Raw genomic sequence first — 21,138 nt, 5'->3', positions numbered from 1 at the left:
CGAAAGCGGTATCATTTCTTCTTTGACGTCTTCCCAACACAGGACAACACCATGTCTATCAAGATCAGCAGCCAATTCGACGCTGGCGCCATCGAGGTCGTGAACGCCACGAGCGCGAACGCCATCGACCTGAACATCCGCAAGGATTCGCACGCCGACATCATCCAGTGGTTCTACTTCCGCCTGCAGGGCGCGCAAGGGCAAGCCTGCACGATCCGCCTGCTCAATGCCGGCAAGGCCGCCTATCCGGCCGGCTGGGAAAACTACCAGGCAATGGCGAGCTACGACCGCGTGAACTGGTTCCGCGTGCCGACGTCGTTCGACGGCAACGTGCTGGCGATCGAGCACACGCCCGGCATGGACAGCGTGTATTACGCCTACTTCGAGCCGTATTCGTTCGAACGCCACCTCGAGCTGCTTGACCGCGCCCAGATGGCCGAAAACGTGCGCATGCTCGACCTGGGTTCGACCGTCGACGGCCGCGACCTGAACATGCTGGTGATCGGCGAGCCGGCCGAAGGCAAGAAGAAAGTCTGGGTCATCGCGCGCCAACACCCGGGCGAGACGATGGCCGAATGGTTTGTCGAAGGCATGCTCGATGCGCTGCTCGACCCGGCGAACCCGTTCGGCCGCCAGCTCCTGAACGAATCGGTGTTCTACGTGGTGCCGAACATGAACCCGGACGGCTCGGTACGCGGCAACCTGCGCACGAATGCCGCTGGTGCGAACCTGAATCGCGAATGGCTCAATCCGAGCATGGAGCGCAGCCCTGAAGTCTTCCTGGTGCGCCAGAAGATGCACGAGACGGGCGTGGACGTGTGCCTCGACGTGCACGGCGACGAAGGCTTGCCGTACGTGTTCGTGGCCGGCAGCGAGTCGCTGCCGAACTTCACCGCCGAGCAGGGCGCGGCGCAGGCCAGCTTCATCGCCGACTTCAAGGTCGCCAGCCCCGACTTCCAGGACGTGCACGGCTACGGCAAGACGCCCTACACCGACCAGACCCTGACCATGGGTTCGCCGCACATCACGCACACCTTCGGCGCGCTGTCGCTGACGCTCGAACTTCCGTTCAAGGACAATGCGAACGATCCGGATCCGCTGGTCGGCTGGGACGGCGCACGCAGTGCGCGCCTGGGCGCGGCAGTGCTGCAGCCGGTGCTCAAGGCGATCCGCGCGCGCAAATAGGTAAAGAGCTTGCCTCACTGATCAAAAACGCCCCGCATGACGGGGCGTTTTTTTGGCCACCTGTTGCGCGGCCCCATTCCTGCGCATGTGTGAATCCACGCTGCCGTGACGCACAAGTGTCGCGTCGCCGCGTCAGATTGTATTTATGAATAGACAACGCATGCATTGTCGGCGATAGCTGCCAATCCCAAAAACAATGCTATTTTGCAATGAAAATTTTCATTCCACCCGCTGCCTCCGCCCCCAGTGCCGCCGTCACCAAACCGGGGCTCACCCTGTACGGCACCGAACAGAATGACGCCCTGACCGGCGGCGATGACAATGACAGTCTGTATGGCCAGGGTGGCAACGACGTGCTCGAAGGTCGGGCTGGCAACGACAGCCTGCACGGCGGTAATGGCGATGATCACCTGATTGGCGGAGACGGCGACGATCAGCTGAACGACGAAGACGGCAACAATATCCTCGAAGGCGGCGCCGGGAACGATACGATCCACGCGGACATCGGCTTGGCGCAACGCGGCTCGCGGACTACCGTCGATGGCGGCGACGGCAATGATTGGATCGAAATCGGCCTGGGCATCGCCGCTGTCGCCGGCGGCAACGGCGACGACCATATTGTCGTGAAGACGGTCCGCTACGTCGATGCCGTGACCAGCGCCCAACCCTTGGGAATCGATGCCGGCGACGGCGATGACATCCTCTACCTGGAAGGCGGGATGCAGACGCTGCGTCCCTTGCTTGTCACCGGAGGCGCGGGGCGCGACGCCTATCATTTCAGCCAGACGCCTTTCCTTCCACTGCTGACGATCACCGACTTCGCAGCCGGCATCGGCGGCGACATGATCGATGTCGACTCGCTGCTGCTGGTCGCCAGGGAAGCGAGCAATCCGTTCGGCCAGGCCGGGCGCCTGCAACTCGTGCAGCGCGGCGCCGATGTCGTGCTGCAGCACGACGTCGATGGCGCCGCCGGTGCAGAATATGGCTGGATCGACCGTGTCGTTTTGCAGAACACCGCCTTGTCGGGCTTGCGCTCCGAGAACTTCGGCGGCATTGATCCGATGGGTTCGACGACTGGCGTCGAACTGACTGGCACCGATGGCGACGACATCCTGACAGGCTTGCGCTTTGACGATCTGCTGCGCGGCGGCAATGGCGGCGACCGCCTCCATGGCGAACGCGGCGACGACCTGCTGTATGGCGACGCCGGCAACGATGTCATGGTCGGCGGCGAAGGCAACGACCGGCTGTTTGGCGGCGCTGGCAACGACTGGCTCTACGACGCTGGCGGCGTCGACGAAGTCAACCTGCTCGATGGCGGCGAGGGCGACGATTTGCTGTCGACGGATGATGACGGCGGCAATATCCTGCAGGGTGGCGCCGGCAGCGACAGCCTGTGGACGACCGGCAGCGGCAACCTGCTCGATGGCGGCGACGGCGACGACAAGCTTGTCGTGCGCATCGGACCAGGCGTCGGGACGGTGTCGGTGACCACGATTCATGGCGGCGCGGGCAATGACCGGATCGAGCTGAGTCTGGAACGGGACACCGGCGTCGTTGCCGACGGCGGCGCCGGTCGCGACACCTATGCGCTGTCGTGGCGGCCGACGCAGGGTGCCATCACAATCCTGGACTTCGCGGCGGGCGCGGGCGGCGACCTGCTCGAGGCAGGCACACTGGCGCAATGGACAGGCAATCCTTTCGCAGATGGCCGCCTGCGCCTGATCCAGCAGGGCAGCGACACACTGGTGCAGGTCGACGCCGACGGCCCGCGCGGCGCTGCAGGCTTTGCCACGGCGGTCAAGCTGGCTGGTGTCGATGCAGCCACCTTGACCGCGCAGAACATCGTCGAAGGCTACCTGCCAGTTGTCGTCGGCACCGCGCCACCGGTGACACCCACACCCACGCCTACGCCCACGCCCACGCCAGAGCCGAGCATACCGGCACCGCCAACCGGCACCACCCCGCCGCCCGTGGCGACGCCGGCGCAGCCACCGGTCGTGGCACCGGTCGACCGTACCGGCACCACGGGCGTCGACCACCTCCTGGGCGGCGCGGGCAACGACCGCCTCGATGGTGGCAGCGGCAACGACGTCCTGATGGGCGGCGCGGGCAACGATACCCTGATCGGCGGCAGCGGCACCGACAGCGCGCACTTTGGCGGCGCCAGGAGCGATTACACGATCACCCATGGCGCGGACGGCATCCAGGTCGTTGACCGGCGCGGCTCGGCCGGCGACGGCAGCGACATCCTGATCGGTGTCGAGCGCCTGCATTTCGCCGACACGTCCCTGGCGCTCGATCTCGACGGCGCCGCAGGCCAGGCCTACCGCCTCTACCGCGCTGCCTTCGACCGCGCGCCGGACCTGGGCGGCGCCGGCTACTGGATGGCGCGCCTGGATGCCGGCGCCACGCTCGACGACATTGCCGCCGGCTTTGCCACTTCACGCGAGTTCGCCGACCTGTATGGCAGCGCGCCATCGAATGAGGACGTCGTGCTGCGCATGTACCGCAACATCCTCGACCGCGATCCAGACCAGGGTGGCTATAGCTTCTGGCTCGATGTGCTGGACAGTGGACGGGCTGGCGTCAACGCAGTGCTGGCGCAGTTCGGCGAAAGCGTGGAAAACCGGGACGCGGTTGCGGAGCTGATTGCCAACGGCATTGCGTTCACGCCGTACGGCGCCTGACGACGAGGTCGCGCCACAACGAAAAAGCGCCGTCGAATCGACGACGCTTTTTTTATGCCCATACCACGCAAGAGCATCAACCGTACGGCACGTACTCGAAGCCGTTGGCGATGAGCGGCGCGACCGCCGCGATGTTTTCAGGGCTGTCGCTGATCGCATCGAGCACCTGCGCAGCGGTTGCCTTGCCGCTGTCGAGCAGACCGGCCCAGTAGGCCAGGCCACCTGCGTCGGGTGCACGTTCGAGGATGTTGGAGTAGTACTTCGTCACCAGGTCGGTATTGCTGGTCACGCCGCTGTACAGCCTGGCATATTCGGTGCTGCTCATGAAGCCGGCAGCGATGTCGACGATGTTCGCGCCATCGTCGAGGCGGTCCATCCAGTACCCGAGGCCGGCCAGGTCGGGCGCCCGGTCCAGCGCGGCCTGGTAGAGGCGGTAGATGGTGCCGCCATTGTCATTGGCACCGACATCGATGGCGATGTGCTTGTCGGTGAAGGCCAGGCGCTCCACGTTGATCAGGGTGTCGCTGCCGGCAGCGCCGGTGACCGCAAATGAGCTGTCGCTGCCACGCAGCGTGTAGCTGGCGGCGGTGCCGCGATACACGGCGGTGTCGATGCCGCCATAGCCATTGAGGAAGTCATTGCCGGCGCTGCCGATGACCGTGTCGGCGCCCGAGAGCACATAGGCGTAGGTCTGCTGCGTATCGAGTTCGTTGCGCGCGAACTGCGCAATACGACCGGCGTCGAGCTGCGCATCCGAGACCCGGTAGACTTCGGCGTTGTTCTGGAAAAAGGACGTGCCGGTGACGGTGCCGGCCACCCGGTCGATGCCGAGATACGAGAAAGAACCGCTGAAGTTCTGCTTGTTGCCCGCACCCTCGATCGTGATGCGATTCTGGATCGCCTCGGTGATGGTCCACTCCCAGTCCTGGGCAGTGCGGAAGTCGAATGCTCGATACAGCTCGATAGTGGCCATGCGCGATCCCTTCGGTGGATTACAGATCGACGCCCAAATGTGCCTTTACCCAGGCGTTGGCGTCGCTGCTGCTGTCGAAATGCAGGGTGGCGATCGCGGTTTTATCCGGCGCCAGGAAAGTGGCATACACCTTGCGGCCGTCCCCGCTCGAGCTGAGCAGATCGGATTGGGGAGCGAGCTCCACGGTGGCTACCAAGTCGAGGTTGAGCAGGACCGTCTTGGGGCTGCTTTCCTTGTCGATGCGAACGAAGCGGGTCATGCGTTTTCCTTAGTTGCCGGCAATGACCATGTTCTCGATCAGAATCGAGCCCGTGGTCTTGTTGCCGCGAACCAGCGTGTCGGTGCCGACGGCAACGATCTGCTGGAACATATCGCGCATATTGCCGGCGATCGTGATTTCTTCGACCGGATACTGGATCACGCCCTGCTCGACCCAGTAACCGGAGGCACCGCGCGAATAGTCGCCGGTGACGTAGTTGACGCCCTGCCCCATGAGTTCGGTCACCAGGAGGCCCGTGCCGAGTTTGCGCAGCATGCCTTCGAAATCGTCGGTGCGGCGGGTGGCCGTCGAGACGATCTCGAGGTTGTGCGCACCGCCGGCGTTGCCGGTCGTTGGCATGCCCATCTTGCGCGCCGTATACGACGACAAGAAATAGCCTTGCAGCACGCCATCGCTGATCACCTTGCGGCGCACGGTCTTGACGCCCTCATCATCGAACGGGGCCGAGCCAACGCCGCCGATCAGGTGCGGGTCTTCGACCACCTGGATATGCGACGGGAATACGGGTTTGCCCAGCATGTCGAGCAGGAACGTGGACTTGCGGTACAGCGCGCCACCGGAGACGGCTTGCACGAACGCGCCCAACAGGCCCGCAGCCAGCGGTGCTTCAAACAGCACCGGGCAGGTGCGGGTGTTGAGCTTGCGGGCATTCAGGCGCGCCAGCGCGCGCTCGGCGGCGTAGCGGCCGACTTTTTCAGGTGCGGCCAGTTGCTTGGGGTCGCGCGACGACGTGTACCAGTCGTCGCGCTGCATCCCGTTGCCCTTGCCGGCAATGGGCGCGACCGAGATCGTGTGGCGCGAGAACGGGTAGCCGCCCAGAAAACCGCGCGAATTGGCGGCCACGAAGTGCGACTGCTGCACGTAGACGCTGGCGCCTTCGCTATTGGTGATGCGCTTGTCGACGGCGAACGCGGCGGCTTCGCAGCGCTGGCCCAGCTCGACAGCTTGTTCAGTGGAGATGGGCCACGGGTAGAACAGGCGCAGGTCGCGCGGCGCGGTTTCGATCAGGTCGGCGTCGGGCAGGCCGGCGCAGTCGTCCTCGGCCGTGAAGCGCGCAATGTTGGATGCTGCTTCGACCGTGGCCTTGAGCGAATCGGCGGAAAAGTCGGACGTGCTCGCGTTGCCGCGGCGCTGGCCGAAATACACGGTGATGCCCAGGCCCTTGTCCTTGTTCTGCTCGATCGTCTCGATATTGCCTTTACGCACAGAAACCGACAGCCCGCTCCCTTCACTGATTTCGACCGCTGCATCGGACGCACCCTGCTCGCGCGCAAGCGCCAGCATGTCGCGCGCCAGCTGTTTCAGCTGATCCTGGGTGTGGGTAAAAGGGGTGTCATTCATGTGTGTTTTTCGTGGCCGTCCCTAAAACAGTTATCATAGCAGCCGTTTACTGTTTTCACTGATCGGCCCAGCGCCAATCAAATCATCCAAATCATGCCTAATCCAAATCGCGGCTCGGTGGGCTTCCAGTCCAACGAGTTCGAACCAGAGTACGACCGTCCTTCCAAATCTGAGCTCAAGCGCCAGTCGAACGAGTTGCAGAAGCTCGGCGAGCAGCTCGTCGAAGCGGCGCGCGACCGCGTCAAGCGCGTCGAGATGCCGGAGGACGTGCGCGATGCCATCCTCACGTGCCAGACCATTACCAACCACGAAGGCCGGCGCCGCGCGCTGCAATTCGTGGGCAAGAAAATGCGCACGCTGAACGAAGAAGAAGTCGCCGTCATCCAGCGCACGATCGACAGCTGGAAAGGCGCGTCGAAGGCCGAAACAGCGTCGCTGCACGCACTCGAGCGCCGCCGCGACAAGCTGCTGTCGGACGACACGGCGCTGACCGTGCTGCTCGAAGAAAACCCCGAGCTCGACGTCCAGCACCTGCGCACCCTGATTCGCAACGCGCGCAAGGAAGTGGCCGAATCCAAGCCGCCGAAAGCCTTCCGCGAAATCTTCCAGATCCTCAAGGACCTGCAAAAGAAGAAGAAAGCCGATGCGGCTGCCGCTGCCGAAGACGAAGAAGCGAACGATGACGAGTCCGACGACGAATAACGCTGTGGCTGACGATGTGCTGGTGATCGGCCTGGTCTCCGTTTCCGACCGCGCCAGCGGCGGGGTCTACGAAGACAAGGGCATCCCGGCGCTGAACGACTGGCTGGCCAGCGCGCTCACGACGCCGTACCGCATCGAGACGCGCCTGATCCCGGACGAGCGCGCGGCCATCGAAGCCACGCTGATCGAGCTGGTCGACACGGCGCGCTGCCACCTGGTGCTCACCACCGGCGGCACCGGCCCGTCGCGACGCGACGTCACGCCCGAGGCCACGCTGGCGGTTGCCACCAAAGAGATGCCCGGCTTTGGCGAGCAGATGCGCCAGATCAGCCTGCGCTTCGTGCCCACCGCGATCCTGTCGCGCCAGACAGCCGTGATCCGTGAAACCGCCGACCACGCGGCCCTGATCATGAACCTGCCGGGCCAGCCCAAGTCGATCAAGGAAACGCTCGAAGGCCTCAAGGACGACGCCGGCGCCACGATTGTCGGCGGCATCTTCGCGGCCGTCCCCTACTGCGTCGACCTGATTGGCGGCCCGTATATGGAAACCAATCCGGCGGTGAGCAAGACCTTCCGCCCCAAATCGGCATTGCGAAAGACACCATGACCCAGCTGCTGGACAATATCGAAATCGAGACCGCCCCGAATCCGACCATCGCCGTCGTCTGGCTGCACGGCCTGGGCGCCGATGGCAACGACTTCGTGCCGCTCGTGCGCGAACTGGACCTGACCGGCCTGCCGGCCATCCGCTTCGTGTTCCCGCATGCGAACACGATGCCGGTGACGATCAACGGCGGCTACGTGATGCGCTCGTGGTACGACATCGTCGCCACCGACCTCACGCGACGCGAAGACGAAGGCGGCCTGCGCGCATCGCAGTTGCAGGTCGAGGCGTTGATCGCCCGCGAAAAAGCACGCGGCATCCCGGCCTCGCGCATCATCCTGGCTGGCTTCTCGCAGGGTTGCGCGATGACGCTGCAGACGGGCTTGCGCCATCCCGAGAAACTGGCGGGCATGCTGTGCCTGTCGGGCTACCTGCCGCTGTCCAGCGTCGCCGGCGCCGAGCGCAGCGAAGCCAGCCTGGCCACGCCGATCTTCATGGCGCACGGCGTGCAGGATCCGGTGGTGCCGTTTGCCCGCGCCGAAGAGTCGCGCAAGGTCGTCGAGGCGCTCGGCTACCAGGTCGAGTGGCATGCGTATCCGATGCAGCACACGCTGTGCCTCGAAGAGGTGCAGGACATCTCGACATGGATTCGCAAGGTCGTGGCTTGATTTGACGTGATTGGTATGCGGGCTGACTTGGATTCCCGCCTCCGCGTGAATGACGTGCATTGGTAGCGGACTACGGCCATTCATCTTGGTCACGTGCCTGAAAAAACGTCGTTCCCGCGAAGGCGGGAACCCAAGTTTCGAAGCGCACCACCAACGCCACATCAGCCCACGATCGCCGCCTCCACGGCATCCGCCAACCGCGACACGATCTCCGACAACTCCCCCGGCGTCACGATGAACGGCGGCGCCAGCAATACGTGGTCACCCAGCTGACCATCGATCGTCCCGCCCATCGGATACACCAGCAAACCGCGCGCCATCGCCTCGGCCTTGATCGCCGCATGCAGCTTCACTTCCGGCGCGAACGGTGCCTTCGTCTCGCGGTCGCGCACAAATTCCAGCGCCAGAAACAAACCGCGTCCCCGGATATCGCCCACGTGTTCGTGCGCGCCAAACACCTCGTCCAGCATCCGCCGCAGCAACGCGCCGCGGCGCCCTACCTGCGCCAGCAGATCGTCACGCTCGATCACCTGCTGCACCGCCAGCGCCGCCGCTGCCGCCACCGGGTGGCCGATATACGTGTGCCCGTGCTGGAACATGCCGCTGCGCTGGCGCAGCGTGTCGACGATCGCCTCGTGCGCCAGCACCGCGCCAATCGGCTGGTAGCCGGCGCCCAGGCCCTTGGCCACGGCGACGATGTCCGGCGCCACGCCCTCCTGTCCGATCGCGTACATGCTGCCGGTGCGGCCCATGCCGCACATGACTTCATCGGCAATGAACAGGATCCGGTGCCGGTCGCAGATATCGCGCACGCCCTGGAAGTAGCCCGGCGTGGGCGGGATCGCGCCGCCGGTGGCGCCCACCACCGGCTCGGCCACGAAAGCGATGATGGTGTCCGGCCCGGCCTTGATGACGGCCGTTTCGAGTTCGTCGAGCAGGCCGGCCGTGTAGTCGTCGAGCGACATGCCTTCGCCGCAACCCCGGTAGGCATAGCAGGGCGCGACGCGCAGCGCCTCCTTCAGCAGCGGGGCAAAGGCGCGCTTGCGCCACTCGTTGCCGCCCACGCCCAGCGCGCCCAGCGTGTTGCCGTGGTAGCTCTGGCGGCGCGCGATGAATTGCGTGCGCTGCGGCTCGCCCGCCTCGACCCAGTACTGGCGCGCCAGCTTGAGCGCGGTCTCCATCGCTTCCGAACCGCCCGAGACGAAATACACGCCGCCCATGTCCTGCGGCCCGCCGGCGATCAGGCGATCGGCCAGTTGCTCGGCCACTTCGGTGGTGAAGAACGCAGTGTGGGCATAGGCGCAGCGGTCGATCTGGCGGTGCATCGCTGCGATGACGTCCGGGTGGCCGTGGCCGAGCGACGACACGGCGGCGCCGCTGCTGGCGTCGAGGTAGGTCTTGCCGCTGCTGTCGCGCAGCACAATACCGGCGCCGCCAACCGCCGTGGGCGGCATCTGGCGCAGGTTGCGGTGGATGATGTGGCTCATGAACGGCTCCCTCGGCGGTGACTGCAACGCTTGACGATAAGCGTGCTCCGAGGCACTTCTTTTGATTTTTAGCGCGGGCCGTGCGAATATTTTCCTGCCTTCAATTTCGATACAACAGGCAGGTATGCTCGATGAATGAACGTCTCGGCCCCATCCCCGATCACGCGTTGACCACGGCCCAGCGCGCCGCGGCGCAGGAGATCATCGACGGCCCGCGTGGCGCCGTCTACGGTCCGTTCGTGCCGCTGCTGCGCAGTCCCGAACTGATGCTGCATGCGCAGCGCATGGGCGAGTACCTGCGCTACCGCAGCGCGCTCGGCGTGCGCTTGTCGGAACTGGCGATCCTGGTCACGGCGCGCCAGTGGGACCAGGCCGTCGAATGGGCGATCCATGCGCCGATCGCGGCGCAGGCGGGGATTCCGGCATCGGTGATTGCAGCGATTGCAGCGCGCGAGCGGCCTGCCGACATGCTGGTCGACGAGGCGGTGGTGCACGACTTCTGCATCGAGCTGCACGAGACAAAGACGGTGTCAGACCGCGTGTATGCGGATGCGCTGGCGCTGTTCGGTGAACAGGGCGCGGTCGACTTGATGGGGATCTGCGGCTACTACACGCTGCTGGCGATGGTGATGAATACGGCGCGCACCGCCGTACCGGATACAGGCGAGCCGCGTGGCGGCCCGCCGTAATACCCCTTACTTCGGATACGCCACGACGTCGGCCTGCTGCTCGCCGAGACCGGCGATCCCCAGGCGCAGCTGGTCGCCCTTCTTGAGGAAGCGCTGCGGCTTACGACCCATGCCCACGCCCGGCGGCGTGCCGGTGGTGATGATGTCGCCCGGTTCGAGCGTCATGAAGCGCGACACGTAGCTCACGAGCTGCGCGACGCTGAAGATCATGCTGGCCGTGTTCCCGGTCTGCATGCGCTTGCCGTTCAGTTCCAGGTACAGGTCGAGGTCCTGCACGTCGAGGATCTCGTCGCGCGTGACGAGGAACGGGCCGACCGGGCCGAAGGTATCGCAGCCTTTGCCCTTGTCCCACTGCGAGCCCATCTCGAACTGGAAGGCGCGCTCGGTCACATCGTTGACCACGCAATAGCCGGCCACGAACTTGAGCGCCTCTTCTTCGCTCACGTACTGCGCGCGCGTGCCGATGATCACGCCGAGTTCGACTTCCCAGTCGGTTTTCTTCGCGCCTTTCGGCAGCTGGATCGGATCGTCCGGGCCGTTCAGGGCGCTGATCGCCTTGGTGAAGAAGATCGGTTCGGCCGGCACCTCGGCGCCCGTTTCGCGCACGTGGTCCAGGTAGTTCATGCCGATGCCGATGAATTTGCCGATGCCCTTGACCGGCACGCCCAGACGCGGATTGCCACGCACGAGCGGCAGCGTTTTCTGATCGAGTTTGGCGAGTTTGCGCAGCGCCTTGTCGGACAGCTGCGACGGATCGATGTCGTCGATGATGCCGGACAGGTCGCGCAGGCGGCCCTCTTCATCGAACAGGCCCGGCTTTTCCTTGCCCGGGCGGCCATAGCGGACCAGTCTCATGATGTCATTCCTGTAGAAAAACGCGAATGATACCAATGAATGGTGTCAACCACTCATCTCAACCAATGCCTTAGTGGCTAAGCAGGTAGGCGCTGATATCGATCGCATCGCGCTCGCTCACGCCCATGTTCGGCATCGCGTTGCCCGGATCGATCGCCTGCGGATCACGGATCCAGCGCACCAGATTGGCCTGGGTATTGGGCAGCTTGCCGGCGATGTAGCGCTGCTGCGCGAGTTCATCGAGCGGCCGGCCCACGCGAACGTCCGAGCCTGGCACGCCCGGCACCACGTGGCAGGAATGGCAGGCGTATTGCGCGGCGGCGATCTTGCCGCGCATCGGGTCGCCGACCAGGCCGGGGGCCAGTTTCGGGCCGCAGCCGGCCAGCAGCGCGGACACGCCAAGGAGGATGGTGATCGTGGATTTCATGGCTGGCCTTCCTGACCCTGCTGCGCGCGGCCCGTTGCTGTCTGCTCGACATGCGGCGGCACCGCACCGCCCGCCGTCATGCGTTTGAAGTCCTGGCTCGTCATGCCCGGCATGGCGCCCACGAACGCCACCACCGCCCACATGTCCGGCTCGCTCAGGTGGTATTCCCAGGCCGGCATGCCGCTCATCTTGATGCCGTTGCGGGTGATCCAGTACAGCTCGCGCGTCTTCCAGTTGACATCGGCATCGACCAGCGGGCCCGGGGCCGGCTGCATGCTCATCCCGATCGTATTGGGCGCGACGCCCGGCCCGCCATGGCATTGCACGCAGTTGGCCTGGTAGACGAGCGCGCCGCGCTGCAGGCGTTCGGGCGTGTTCAGGTTTGGTGGCACCACGATCTCGCGCGCATGGTTCTGCACCGAGTACTGCATGCCCTCACCCAGCACCGTGTACACCAGCGCGTAATGCTGCGTGATCGCGCTCAGGTCATAGAAGCCGCCGCGCAGCACGATCAGGCCACCGACGGCGCCGATCGTGCCCGCCCCCAGCAGGGTCAGGACCATGGTCTTGACAATAAGTCGTGCGCGATTCGATAGCATAGCCTAGGGCGTCCAGTTGAAAGAATGACATCTACTTTCCTTGTATTATAAAAGCCATCGCTTTTTCACGAAAAATCAACCGTGCGCAACCCATCTCGTCAATATCAAGGCTTGTCTTCTGTACTGAGGACATCCCGCACTACGCGTGTGAGTAAGCACATGACAACGGGCGCCCTGCTCGTCCTCGCAGCCCTGGCGAGCGGCTGCGCAAAAGAAGAACCCGCTTCGCGCGTCGCCGGCGGCGATCCCGAACGTGGCCGCCTGCTGGTGCAGCAATACCAGTGCGCCGCCTGCCACTTCATCCCCGAAGTACAGGGCCCGAACGGCGATGCCGGTCCGTCGCTCGAGAGCATGGGCCGCCTGAGCTATATCGCCGGCAGCATCCCGAACCAGCCTGAGAACATGATCCGCTTCCTGCAAAATCCGCCCGCCGTGAAACCCGGCACCCTGATGCCGGCGCTCGGGATCACTGACGACGAGGCGCGCCACATGGCCGCCTTCATGTATTCGCTCAAATAATATGACGCCAATCAGCGACATCCAGTCCGTCATGCACCCGGCCGGCGCCGACGCGGCCATTATCTATCAGTTCACGTGGGTCCTGTTCGTCGGCGGCACGGTGATCTTTGCGATCGTCATGGGCCTGCTCGCGCTGGCCATGCGGCGCCAGGCGCGCCCGATCACGCCCGGTGTCTGGATCCTGGGCGCCGGCATCGCGTTCCCGGTCATCGTGCTCACTGCGCTGCTTACCTGGAGCACCTGGCGCACCGGCCAACTGGTGCCGCAAACCTCGCACAAGGCATTGAGCATCTCCGTGACCGGCAAGATGTGGTGGTGGGAAGTGCGCTACCGCGATCCGACCAGCAACCGCGAAATCATCAGCGCCAACGAGATCGTCATTCCGGTTGGCGAATCGGTGTACCTGGGCTTGACCGCATCGGACGTGATCCACAGCCTGTGGGTGCCATCGCTGGCGGGCAAGCGCGACATGATCCCGGGCCGCGTGACGGGCCTGAACCTGCGCGCCGACAAGCCGGGCACCTACCGCGGCCAGTGCGCCGAATACTGCGGCGAGCAGCATGCCCGCATGGCGTTCCACGTGATCGCCCTGCCGCGCCCCGAGTTCGACGCCTGGCTCGCGCGCCAGGCCCAGCCGGCCGTGCCGGCCGACACCACGGTGCTGCAGCGCGGCCGCGAGGCGTTTCTCGCGCAGCAGTGCCAGACCTGCCACACTATCCGCGGCGTGACCGATGTCGCGCCACAGCTGGATGCCCGGATTGCCGATGCCCCGCGCCTCGGTCCTGACCTCACGCACATCGGCAGCCGCCGGCACATCGCCGCCGGCACGCTGCGCAACCACCGCGGTACGCTGGCCGGCTGGATCGCCGACCCGCAAGCCATCAAAACGGGCGTCTTCATGCCGCCCTCCCCGGACCTGGACGGCGAGACCCTGCGCGCACTGGCCACCTACCTTGAGCACCTGAAATGACGCGCGACGCAACCTTACCCAACTCCGCCCCACGCCCGCCAGAGGAGCTGGAAAAACTGGAGGCCGTGTGGAAGACGCCATCCGGTCTGGGCTTCTTCAAGTCGGTCAACAACACCAATATCGGCCTGCTGTACATCGGCACGGCGATCCTGTTCTTCATCCTGGCCGGCATCCTGGCCCTGATCATGCGGGTGCAGCTGTCGGTGCCGGACAACGACCTGGTCTCGGCCGGCACCTACAACCAGATCTTCACGATGCACGGCACCGTGATGATGTTCCTGTTCGCGATTCCGATCGTCGAGGCGATCGCCGTTTATCTGCTGCCGAATATGCTGGGCGCGCGCGATTTACCGTTCCCGCGCCTGTCCGCGTATGCGTTCTGGTGCTACGCCTTTGGTGGCCTGGCCTTCTTCTGCACGCTGTTCTGGGGCCTGGCGCCGGACGGCGGCTGGTTCATGTACCCGCCGCTGACGGGCATGAAGTATTCGCCTGGCCTCAACGCCGACTTCTGGCTGCTGGGGATCGGCTTCATCGAGATTTCCGCCATTGCCGGCGCCATCGAACTGATCGTCGGCATCCTGTTTACCCGCGCGCCGGGCATGACGCTGCGCCGCATGCCGGTGTATGCGTGGGCCATGCTGGTCGTGGGCGTGATGATCGTGATCGCCTTCCCAGCCGTGATTGCCGGCACGGCGCTGCTCGAACTCGAGCGCGCGCTCAACCTGCCAATCTTCGACCCCGAACGCGGCGGCGACCCGATCATCTGGCAGCACCTGTTCTGGTTCTTCGGCCACCCCGAGGTCTACATCATCTTCCTGCCGGCCGCCGGCATGATCTCGACGATGATTCCGACCATCGCCGGCAACCGGCTGGTGGGCCGCCGCGCGATCGTCGTCGCGCTGGTCGGCGTGGGTATCTTCAGCTTCGGCCTGTGGGCGCACCATATGTTCACGGCCGGCCTGGGCGTCATTGAAATGAGCCTGATCTCGGCGGCCAGCATGGCCGTGGCGATCCCCACCGGCATCCAGGTGTTCGGCTGGATCGCCACGCTGTGGAGCGGCCGCATCAGGATGAATGCACCAACGCTGTTCATGCTCGGCTTCATGTTCATCTTCGTGCTGGGCGGCCTGACCGGCGTGATGGTGGCCGTGATCCCGTTCGACTGGCAGGTGCACGACACCTACTTCATCGTGGCCCACCTGCACTATGTGCTCATCGGCGGCATGGTGTTCCCGGTATTTGCCGCGATCTACTACTGGATCCCGCTCATCAACGGCAACACGATGTCCGAGCGCCTGTCGAAGTGGACCTTCTGGCTGCTGTTCGGGGGCTTCAACATCAGCTTCTTCCCGATGCACATCACGGGCCTGTTCGGCATGCCGCGCCGCGTCTACACGTATTCGAGCGAGATGGGCTGGGATGCGCTGAACATGATCTCGACCCTGGGCTCGTTCCTGTTCGCGCTCGGCATCCTCTTGATGATCATCGACGCCACGCGCACGCTGCGCCGTCCGACCAAGGACGTGGGCAATCCGTGGAATGCGGCCACGCTCGAATGGCTGCCGTCGGAAGACTACGGCAACCGCAGCATCCCGATCATCACGTCGGACGACCCGCTGTGGGACCAGCCGACGCTGTCGAAGGAAGTCGCCGAAGGCCGCCACTACCTGCCGAACACCGTGACCGGCCGCCGCGAAACCATCTCCACCAGCCCGGTCAGCGCCAGGCCGACCTACCTGATGATCCTGCCGGGCGACAGCTGGCTGACCGTGCTGGGCGCCTTCGGCACCGCCGGCTTCTTCCTGCTGCTGACCGTGAAAGCCAACGTGCTGGCAACCATCTGCGGCGTGATCGCCATCGGCTCGATCATCGCCTGGCTGTGGCAGTCGGACCAGAAGGTGCCGATGCGCGAAGCCGACATCGGCGGCGGCGTCACGCTGCCGATCGGCGCGCGCGGCACGGCGTCGCACTCGTGGTGGGGCACGTTCATCATGCTGATCGTGCTGTTCCTGATCTACTGCTCGTTCGCCTACGTCTACATCCACACGTCGATGCGGCTGCAGATCTGCCCACCGCCGGGCGCATCGCTGCCAGCGTGGTCGTGGACGCTGCTGTCGGCCGCCTTGCTGCTGGGCGGCTCCGCGCTGGTGTGGCTGAGCGACCGGGTCTCGAACAAGCTCACGCCGTGGGTGCTGATCGTGGCACTGGCGTGCACCGCCGGCGCCTTCGGCGTCGACGTCTACAGCTGGCGCCTGGTGAACCTGGACGGCACCCGCGATACATGGAGCGCATCGATCTCGATCCTGCTCGGCTTCCAGGGCATCATGCTGTTCGTGCTGCTGCTGGCCGCGCCGTACCTGTGCGTGCGCGCCTGGCGCGGCATGATCGTCCCCGAGAACCGTGCCACGCGCGACAATATCGCGCTGATCTGGCATTACGTGACGCTGCAGGGCTTCGCCGGATTCCTGGTGATCCGCGGCCTGCTGCTGGTGATGGAGTGATCCGATGAGCGACCATTTCTTTTCGCGCGCCACACGCGCTTCGCTGCCCCTGCTGATCTGGGGCGCGCACTTCGCGTTCGCGTATATCGTGGCGGCGAGCCAGTGCACGCCGGGCGCGCTGCGCGCTGCGGGCCCCAATCCGTGGCTGCTGGGCGGCGCGACGCTGCTGTCGATGGCGGCGTGCGTGTGGGTCGGCGCCCTGGCCGGTAAGCGCCTGCGCCAGGGGTCCGACGAGTTCGTGGATTATGTGGGTGCGGCCAGCGCGGTGCTGGCCGTGGTGGCGGTGGCGTGGACCGGGATTCCGGTGCTGCTGGTCACCGGCTGCGCCTGAAACACGTCGTTCCCGCGGAGGCGGGAACCCAAGTTCTTCGCGGTGCCAATAACGCAAGCACACTTGGGTTCCAGCCTTCCCTGGAACGACGTGGGGACGTCTTGGTATTACCCGGCGTCCGGCACCACCCGCCAGATCACGTTACCGACGTCGTCGGCCACCAGCACCGCGCCCTTCTTGTCCACGGCAACGCCCACCGGCCGGCCCTGCGCCTCGCCATCCTTATTGACGAAGTCACTGAGGATGTCGACCGGTTTCCCGTTCGGCATGCCGTCCCGGAACGGGATGAACACGACGTTGTAGCCCGAGCGCGGCTTGCGGTTCCATGAACCGTGGTTGCCGATGATCGCGCCGTTGCGATACTGCGCTGGCAGCAGCGTGCCTTCGTAGAACGTCAGGCCCAGCGCGGCCACGTGCGCGCCCAGCGCGTAGTCGGGCACGATCGCCTTGTCCACCAAATCAGGCCGCTGCGGCTTGACGCGCGCATCGATGTTCTTGCCGTAGTAGCTGTACGGCCAGCCATAGAAGCCGCCCTCCTTCACTGACGTCAGGTAATCGGGCACCAGGTCGCTGCCGATTTCATCGCGCTCGTTCACGACCGTCCACAGCGCGCCCGTCTGCGGATTCCACGCCATGCCGTTCGGGTTGCGCAGGCCCGACGCGAACACACGGACCTTGCCAAAACCTGCGCCACTGGCCAGGTCCACCTCAAGGATCGCAGCGCGGTTCTTTTCGATGTCCATGCCGTTCTCGGCGGCGTTGCTGTTCGAGCCGACCGTGGCGTACAGCTTCTTGCCGTCCTGGCTGGCGATGATGTTCTTGGTCCAGTGGTGGTTCAGCCCGGCCGGCAGCGGCGCGACCGGTTGCGCGGCCTCGGTGATTTCGGTGGCGCCTTCCTTGTAGTTGAAGCGCACGATGGCATCGGCATTGGCCACGTACAGCATGTCGCCCACCAGCGCCATGCCGAACGGCGAATGCAGGTTCTTCAGGAAGACCGTTTTGAGTTCGGCCACGCCGTCGCCGTCGGCGTCGCGCAGCAGCGTGATGCGGTTCGCGCTCGGTACACCGGCGCCAGCGCGGGCCATCACCTTGCTCTGTATCCAGTTGCGGATCCCGCCGGCGTCCGGCTTGGCCGGGGCATTCGATTCGGCCACCAGCACGTCGCCGTTCGGTAGCACGTACAACCAGCGCGGATGGTCGAGCGCCGTGGCGAAGGCGTTCACGTCCAGGCCGGCCGCCGCCGTAGGCATCACGCCCGCAGGCCAGCCGGTGGCCTTTGCGATGTTGACCGTCGGGATCAGGGTCTTGTTGGGCGCCTTGAGCTCGGGCTGCGGCCCGATGTCGGCGCCTTGCGGCAGCGTCGACTTGTCGCCGCAGGCGGCCAGCAACAGGAGGGTGGCGCCGGCGCACAGGCGCGGCAGATGATGTCGCATGGAGTTCCCCCAATATACAGAATGGGGAAATCTTATATTGACAAAACATTACAGCACGTACGTTACGTGGCAGCAATCTCAGGTGGCCGGCAACGGTGCCCCCCGGCGGCGGCGCGCGTACTGCCACAAGCCGGGCACCTGGATCAGCACCAGCAGCGCGAACGCACAGCGGTAGGCGGCGGCAGGCGCGTGGCCCAGCAGGTCGGGCTGCCACAGTCCGATCACCACGCCAAAGCCGGCCTGCACCAGAAACGCGCCGATGAAGATCAAGAGGTTCAGGAAGGTGGCGGCGCGCCCGGTCAACGCGCGCGGCATCGACTGGGCCACGATCGCGTAATCGATGCCGGTGACCGTGCCGGCCAGCGTGAACATCACCGACAGCCACGGGAAGCTGGGCCGGTAGCCGATCACGAACGCGGCCTGGATCAGCACGAACATCGTGATGCCGGCGGCCGCCACATCGAGCGGCGGCATGCCGCGCCGCCCCGCCCACTCAGTGATCATCCCCACTGCGATGGCGCCAAACACCACGGCCGCCATGCCCAGGTACAGCAGGTAGGCGACGGCGTCTTCCGGGTACAGCGCCACGTCGGCCAGCCAGCGCCCGATCCACAGACCCTGCACCCCGAAAAACACCGCGTGCGGCACCAGCACCAGCGCTACCACGGCGCGAAAGCCAGGCGCGCGCCAGACCTCGCGCAGCGCCGGCAAGAGCGGCGATAACGGGCTCCGGGCGGGCGCCGCATCGTCAAGCTTCGGGTACAGCAGCGCGATCAGCAGGCCGGTGCAGGCGACCAGGCCTGCCAGCAGCACGAACAGGCCGCGCCAGTCGGTGTACTCGAGCATCGCGCGCACCGGCATCGTGGCGCTGGCCGCGCCCATGCCGCCCACGGCGATCAGGTAGCCGTGTACCGATGGCAGCCGGCTCGGTGCGATCCAGATCGACACGGCCTTGACCGCCGCCATGAAGCAGCCGCCCAGGCCGCACCCCATCACGGCGCGCGCCGCGAGCAGGCTCCAGAAGCCGCCGCCACGCGCAAACAGCACCGCGCCGCAGGACGCCACCAGCAGCATCGCCACCTGCACGCGGCGCGGCCCGTAACGGTCCAGCGCCATCCCCACCGGCAGCTGGACCAGCGCGAACGCAAAGAAGAACGCGCTGGTGAGCAGCCCCAGTTGGCCCGGCGTCAGCGCGAGCGCGCTCGCCAGTTGCGACGCCAGCACCGCATTCACGTTGCGCAGCAGCGAGGACAGGTAATGCCCCAGCGCGAACGGCACGAACACGTACACGAACACCGCCAGGCCGGACAGGCGCGGAGGAGCGGGAGACACCAGCGTGGCGGCGGGTTGCATGGCGCAGGATCCGACCAAGCGTCGACCGGCTATGCCGCGTCGGGCTGGGCGTGGCCGCGCTGGCCGGCCGGCACCAGCGGGATCACGCGGCCGCCGGCGCCGCGCAGCGCGCCGCCGCTTTCCGTCTCGAAGAAAAAGCGATCGCGCCCGAACGCGGGTTTCAGGTGATCGAGCCAGGTCGCCGTGGCGTCGTATTTGGCAAAGAACGGCCGCCGCACCCATTCCGGATTGCGGGCCTGCAGAAACTGCAGCGCGAACAGCTTTTCGCCATTGATCGTGACCACGCCGTCGATCACGACCTTGCCGGGGAACGCGCTCATCGACGGTCCACGCACGGTGCGCGACAGGCCCGACACCATCGAATAGGCTGCCTGGAAGATCTCGTGGGCGCGCGCCAGCGGCAGTGCAAAGTAGTCGCGCGGGCCGGTGTCGCGCTCGACGAACATATAGTAGGGAATCGCGCCCAGGCGCACGCCCGTGGTCCACAGCTCGGCCCAGCTTTTCGGGTCTTCGTTGATGTGGCGGATCAGCGGCCCCTGCATGCGCAGCGTGGCGCCGGTGCCGACGATGCGCTTGACCGCCTGCTGCGCAATCGGTGCGCGCAGTTCGACCGCGTGGTTGTAGTGGCCCATGATGGCCAGGTTCTTGCCGCTCGCGACCACCTTCTCGAACAGGCGCATCAGATCGTCGCTGTCCTTGTCCGACACGAAGCGCTGCGGCCAGTACGCGACCGACTTGGTGCCGATGCGGATGTTCTGGATGTGGGCCAGTTCGGGGATCAACAGCGGCTCGAGGAATTCGGCCAGCGAGCGCGTATTCATGATCATCGGATCGCCCCCGGTGATCAAAACGTCGGTGACCTCGGTGTGCACCTTCAGGTAGTCCACCAGTTCGCCGCACTCGCGCGCATCGAACTTCAGGTCGTCCATGCCGACGAACTGCGGCCAGCGAAAGCAGAAGGTGCAATAGGCATGGCAGGTCTGCCCGGCGCTGGGGAAGAACAGCACGGTTTCCTTGTACTTGTGCTGCAGGCCTTTGAGCGGCGCATCGTTCACGCGCGGCACGTTGTGCGTCATCTGACCAGCCGGGTGCGGGTTCATGCGCATGCGGATTGCGTGCACCAGGCGCGCGATCGCGGCGTCGTCTTTTTTGACCAGCACCAGGTCGCGCAGCTGCTCGTATTCGGCGCCCGGGAGCATGTCGCGGTGCGGGAACGTCAGGCGGTAGATCGGATCGTCCGGCACCCGCGACCAGTCGATCAGCGTATCCATCACATACGCATTGGTGCGAAACGGCAGCACGTGCGAGACCACCTGCACGGCTTCCTGCAGCTCGGGCGTGAGCCACTCCCATTGGCGCGCGCTCACGATCGACTGGCGCGTGAAGGGCTTGAACTTGGTGGGCGTCGTTGCAGTCGTGTTCACGAAGATCTCCAGAAGAAGACGATGGGAAGGCGGCGGATTGCCGGAAAGAACCCATCTTAGGGAGGCCAAATGGACAGCAATTGCCATCAATCAATGAGATGGTGTCT

The 21,138-nt window shown here is 65.3% G+C and carries 20 protein-coding genes; 10 read left to right on the top strand and 10 right to left on the bottom strand.

Annotated features, from left to right (window positions below):
• Positions 1-51: 51 nt before the first annotated feature.
• Positions 52-1,185 (top strand): M14 family metallopeptidase, encoded by a 1,134-nt coding sequence (locus HD842_RS18630; RefSeq protein WP_183556245.1) that lies wholly within the window; start codon positions 52-54, stop codon positions 1,183-1,185.
• A gap of 209 nt (positions 1,186-1,394) precedes the next feature.
• Positions 1,395-3,875 (top strand): DUF4214 domain-containing protein, encoded by a 2,481-nt coding sequence (locus HD842_RS23860; RefSeq protein ID WP_221290718.1) that lies wholly within the window; start codon positions 1,395-1,397, stop codon positions 3,873-3,875.
• Positions 3,876-3,951: 76 nt separating this feature from the next.
• On the opposite strand, the gene HD842_RS18600 is transcribed toward HD842_RS23860, so the two are convergent.
• From HD842_RS18600 to pmbA, 3 genes are read right to left on the bottom strand one after another with little or no spacing between them, the layout of a single operon-like run.
• Positions 3,952-4,848: a DUF4214 domain-containing protein gene (locus tag HD842_RS18600; protein WP_183556244.1), complete on the bottom strand. Its 897-nt coding sequence runs from the start codon at positions 4,846-4,848 to the stop codon at positions 3,952-3,954.
• Positions 4,849-4,867: 19 nt separating this feature from the next.
• Positions 4,868-5,107: a hypothetical protein gene (locus HD842_RS18595; protein ID WP_183556243.1), complete on the bottom strand. Its 240-nt coding sequence runs from the start codon at positions 5,105-5,107 to the stop codon at positions 4,868-4,870.
• Between the two features lie 9 nt (positions 5,108-5,116).
• On the bottom strand, positions 5,117-6,469 hold the full coding sequence (pmbA, locus tag HD842_RS18590; RefSeq protein ID WP_183556242.1) for a metalloprotease PmbA: 1,353 nt from the start codon (positions 6,467-6,469) through the stop codon (positions 5,117-5,119).
• A gap of 93 nt (positions 6,470-6,562) precedes the next feature.
• On the opposite strand from pmbA, the gene yjgA reads away from it, so the two are divergent.
• Genes yjgA through HD842_RS18575 form a run of 3 tightly spaced genes read left to right on the top strand, consistent with a single transcriptional unit; the run spans position 6,563 to position 8,443 of the window.
• Positions 6,563-7,171, top strand: coding sequence for a ribosome biogenesis factor YjgA (yjgA, locus tag HD842_RS18585; protein ID WP_183556241.1), 609 nt, complete (start codon positions 6,563-6,565; stop codon positions 7,169-7,171).
• A complete protein-coding gene (gene mog / locus HD842_RS18580; protein WP_183556240.1) occupies positions 7,149-7,778 on the top strand; it encodes a molybdopterin adenylyltransferase in 630 nt (209 codons plus the stop codon). Before yjgA ends, mog begins: the two co-directional genes overlap by 23 nt.
• The gene (locus tag HD842_RS18575; protein WP_183556239.1) at positions 7,775-8,443 is read left to right on the top strand and encodes an alpha/beta hydrolase; all 669 of its coding nucleotides are present in this window, start codon (positions 7,775-7,777) and stop codon (positions 8,441-8,443) included. Before mog ends, HD842_RS18575 begins: the two co-directional genes overlap by 4 nt.
• Positions 8,444-8,604: 161 nt before the next feature.
• On the opposite strand, the gene HD842_RS18570 is transcribed toward HD842_RS18575, so the two are convergent.
• A complete protein-coding gene (locus tag HD842_RS18570; protein ID WP_183556238.1) occupies positions 8,605-9,930 on the bottom strand; it encodes an aspartate aminotransferase family protein in 1,326 nt (441 codons plus the stop codon).
• 131 nt (positions 9,931-10,061) lie between these two features.
• Here HD842_RS18570 and HD842_RS18565 point away from each other — a divergent pair, with 131 nt between their 5' ends.
• Complete coding sequence (locus tag HD842_RS18565) at positions 10,062-10,619, top strand: carboxymuconolactone decarboxylase family protein (protein ID WP_183556237.1); 558 nt, start codon at positions 10,062-10,064, stop codon at positions 10,617-10,619.
• A 6-nt stretch (positions 10,620-10,625) separates the two neighbouring features.
• Here HD842_RS18565 and HD842_RS18560 read toward each other — a convergent pair whose 3' ends face one another.
• The 3 genes from HD842_RS18560 to HD842_RS18550 all read right to left on the bottom strand — a co-directional run bounded on the left by HD842_RS18560 (position 10,626) and on the right by HD842_RS18550 (position 12,464).
• Positions 10,626-11,474: a fumarylacetoacetate hydrolase family protein gene (locus tag HD842_RS18560; protein ID WP_183556236.1), complete on the bottom strand. Its 849-nt coding sequence runs from the start codon at positions 11,472-11,474 to the stop codon at positions 10,626-10,628.
• A 70-nt stretch (positions 11,475-11,544) separates the two neighbouring features.
• Positions 11,545-11,901 (bottom strand): c-type cytochrome, encoded by a 357-nt coding sequence (locus tag HD842_RS18555; protein ID WP_183556235.1) that lies wholly within the window; start codon positions 11,899-11,901, stop codon positions 11,545-11,547.
• Positions 11,898-12,464 (bottom strand): c-type cytochrome, encoded by a 567-nt coding sequence (locus HD842_RS18550; protein ID WP_183556234.1) that lies wholly within the window; start codon positions 12,462-12,464, stop codon positions 11,898-11,900. Before HD842_RS18550 ends, HD842_RS18555 begins: the two co-directional genes overlap by 4 nt.
• 195 nt (positions 12,465-12,659) lie before the next feature.
• On the opposite strand from HD842_RS18550, the gene HD842_RS18545 reads away from it, so the two are divergent.
• The 4 genes from HD842_RS18545 to HD842_RS18530 are packed head-to-tail and all read left to right on the top strand — an operon-like array spanning position 12,660 to position 16,821.
• Complete coding sequence (locus tag HD842_RS18545) at positions 12,660-13,019, top strand: c-type cytochrome (RefSeq protein ID WP_183556233.1); 360 nt, start codon at positions 12,660-12,662, stop codon at positions 13,017-13,019.
• Between the two features lies 1 nt (position 13,020).
• Positions 13,021-13,989 carry a cytochrome c oxidase subunit II gene (gene coxB, locus HD842_RS18540; RefSeq protein ID WP_221290712.1) on the top strand — a complete coding sequence of 323 codons (969 nt, stop codon included), beginning with the start codon at positions 13,021-13,023 and terminating at the stop codon, positions 13,987-13,989.
• On the top strand, positions 13,986-16,490 hold the full coding sequence (gene ctaD / locus HD842_RS18535; protein ID WP_183556232.1) for a cytochrome c oxidase subunit I: 2,505 nt from the start codon (positions 13,986-13,988) through the stop codon (positions 16,488-16,490). Before coxB ends, ctaD begins: the two co-directional genes overlap by 4 nt.
• A gap of 4 nt (positions 16,491-16,494) precedes the next feature.
• A complete protein-coding gene (locus tag HD842_RS18530) occupies positions 16,495-16,821 on the top strand; it encodes a hypothetical protein (protein ID WP_183556231.1) in 327 nt (108 codons plus the stop codon).
• Between the two features lie 107 nt (positions 16,822-16,928).
• On the opposite strand, the gene HD842_RS18525 is transcribed toward HD842_RS18530, so the two are convergent.
• The 3 genes from HD842_RS18525 to HD842_RS18515 form a co-directional block, all read right to left on the bottom strand.
• Positions 16,929-18,254 carry a PQQ-dependent sugar dehydrogenase gene (locus HD842_RS18525; protein WP_183556230.1) on the bottom strand — a complete coding sequence of 442 codons (1,326 nt, stop codon included), beginning with the start codon at positions 18,252-18,254 and terminating at the stop codon, positions 16,929-16,931.
• A 78-nt stretch (positions 18,255-18,332) separates the two neighbouring features.
• Entirely contained in the window at positions 18,333-19,607 is a 1,275-nt protein-coding gene (locus HD842_RS18520; protein ID WP_183556229.1) for an MFS transporter, read from the bottom strand.
• A 29-nt stretch (positions 19,608-19,636) separates the two neighbouring features.
• Complete coding sequence (locus tag HD842_RS18515) at positions 19,637-21,031, bottom strand: KamA family radical SAM protein (protein WP_183556228.1); 1,395 nt, start codon at positions 21,029-21,031, stop codon at positions 19,637-19,639.
• Positions 21,032-21,138 lie beyond the last annotated feature (107 nt).

The sequence above is a fragment of the Massilia aurea genome, assembly GCF_014200505.1.
Lineage (GTDB): Bacteria > Pseudomonadota > Gammaproteobacteria > Burkholderiales > Burkholderiaceae_D > Telluria > Telluria aurea_B.
This window is presented reverse-complemented; position numbering and strand designations above follow the sequence as displayed.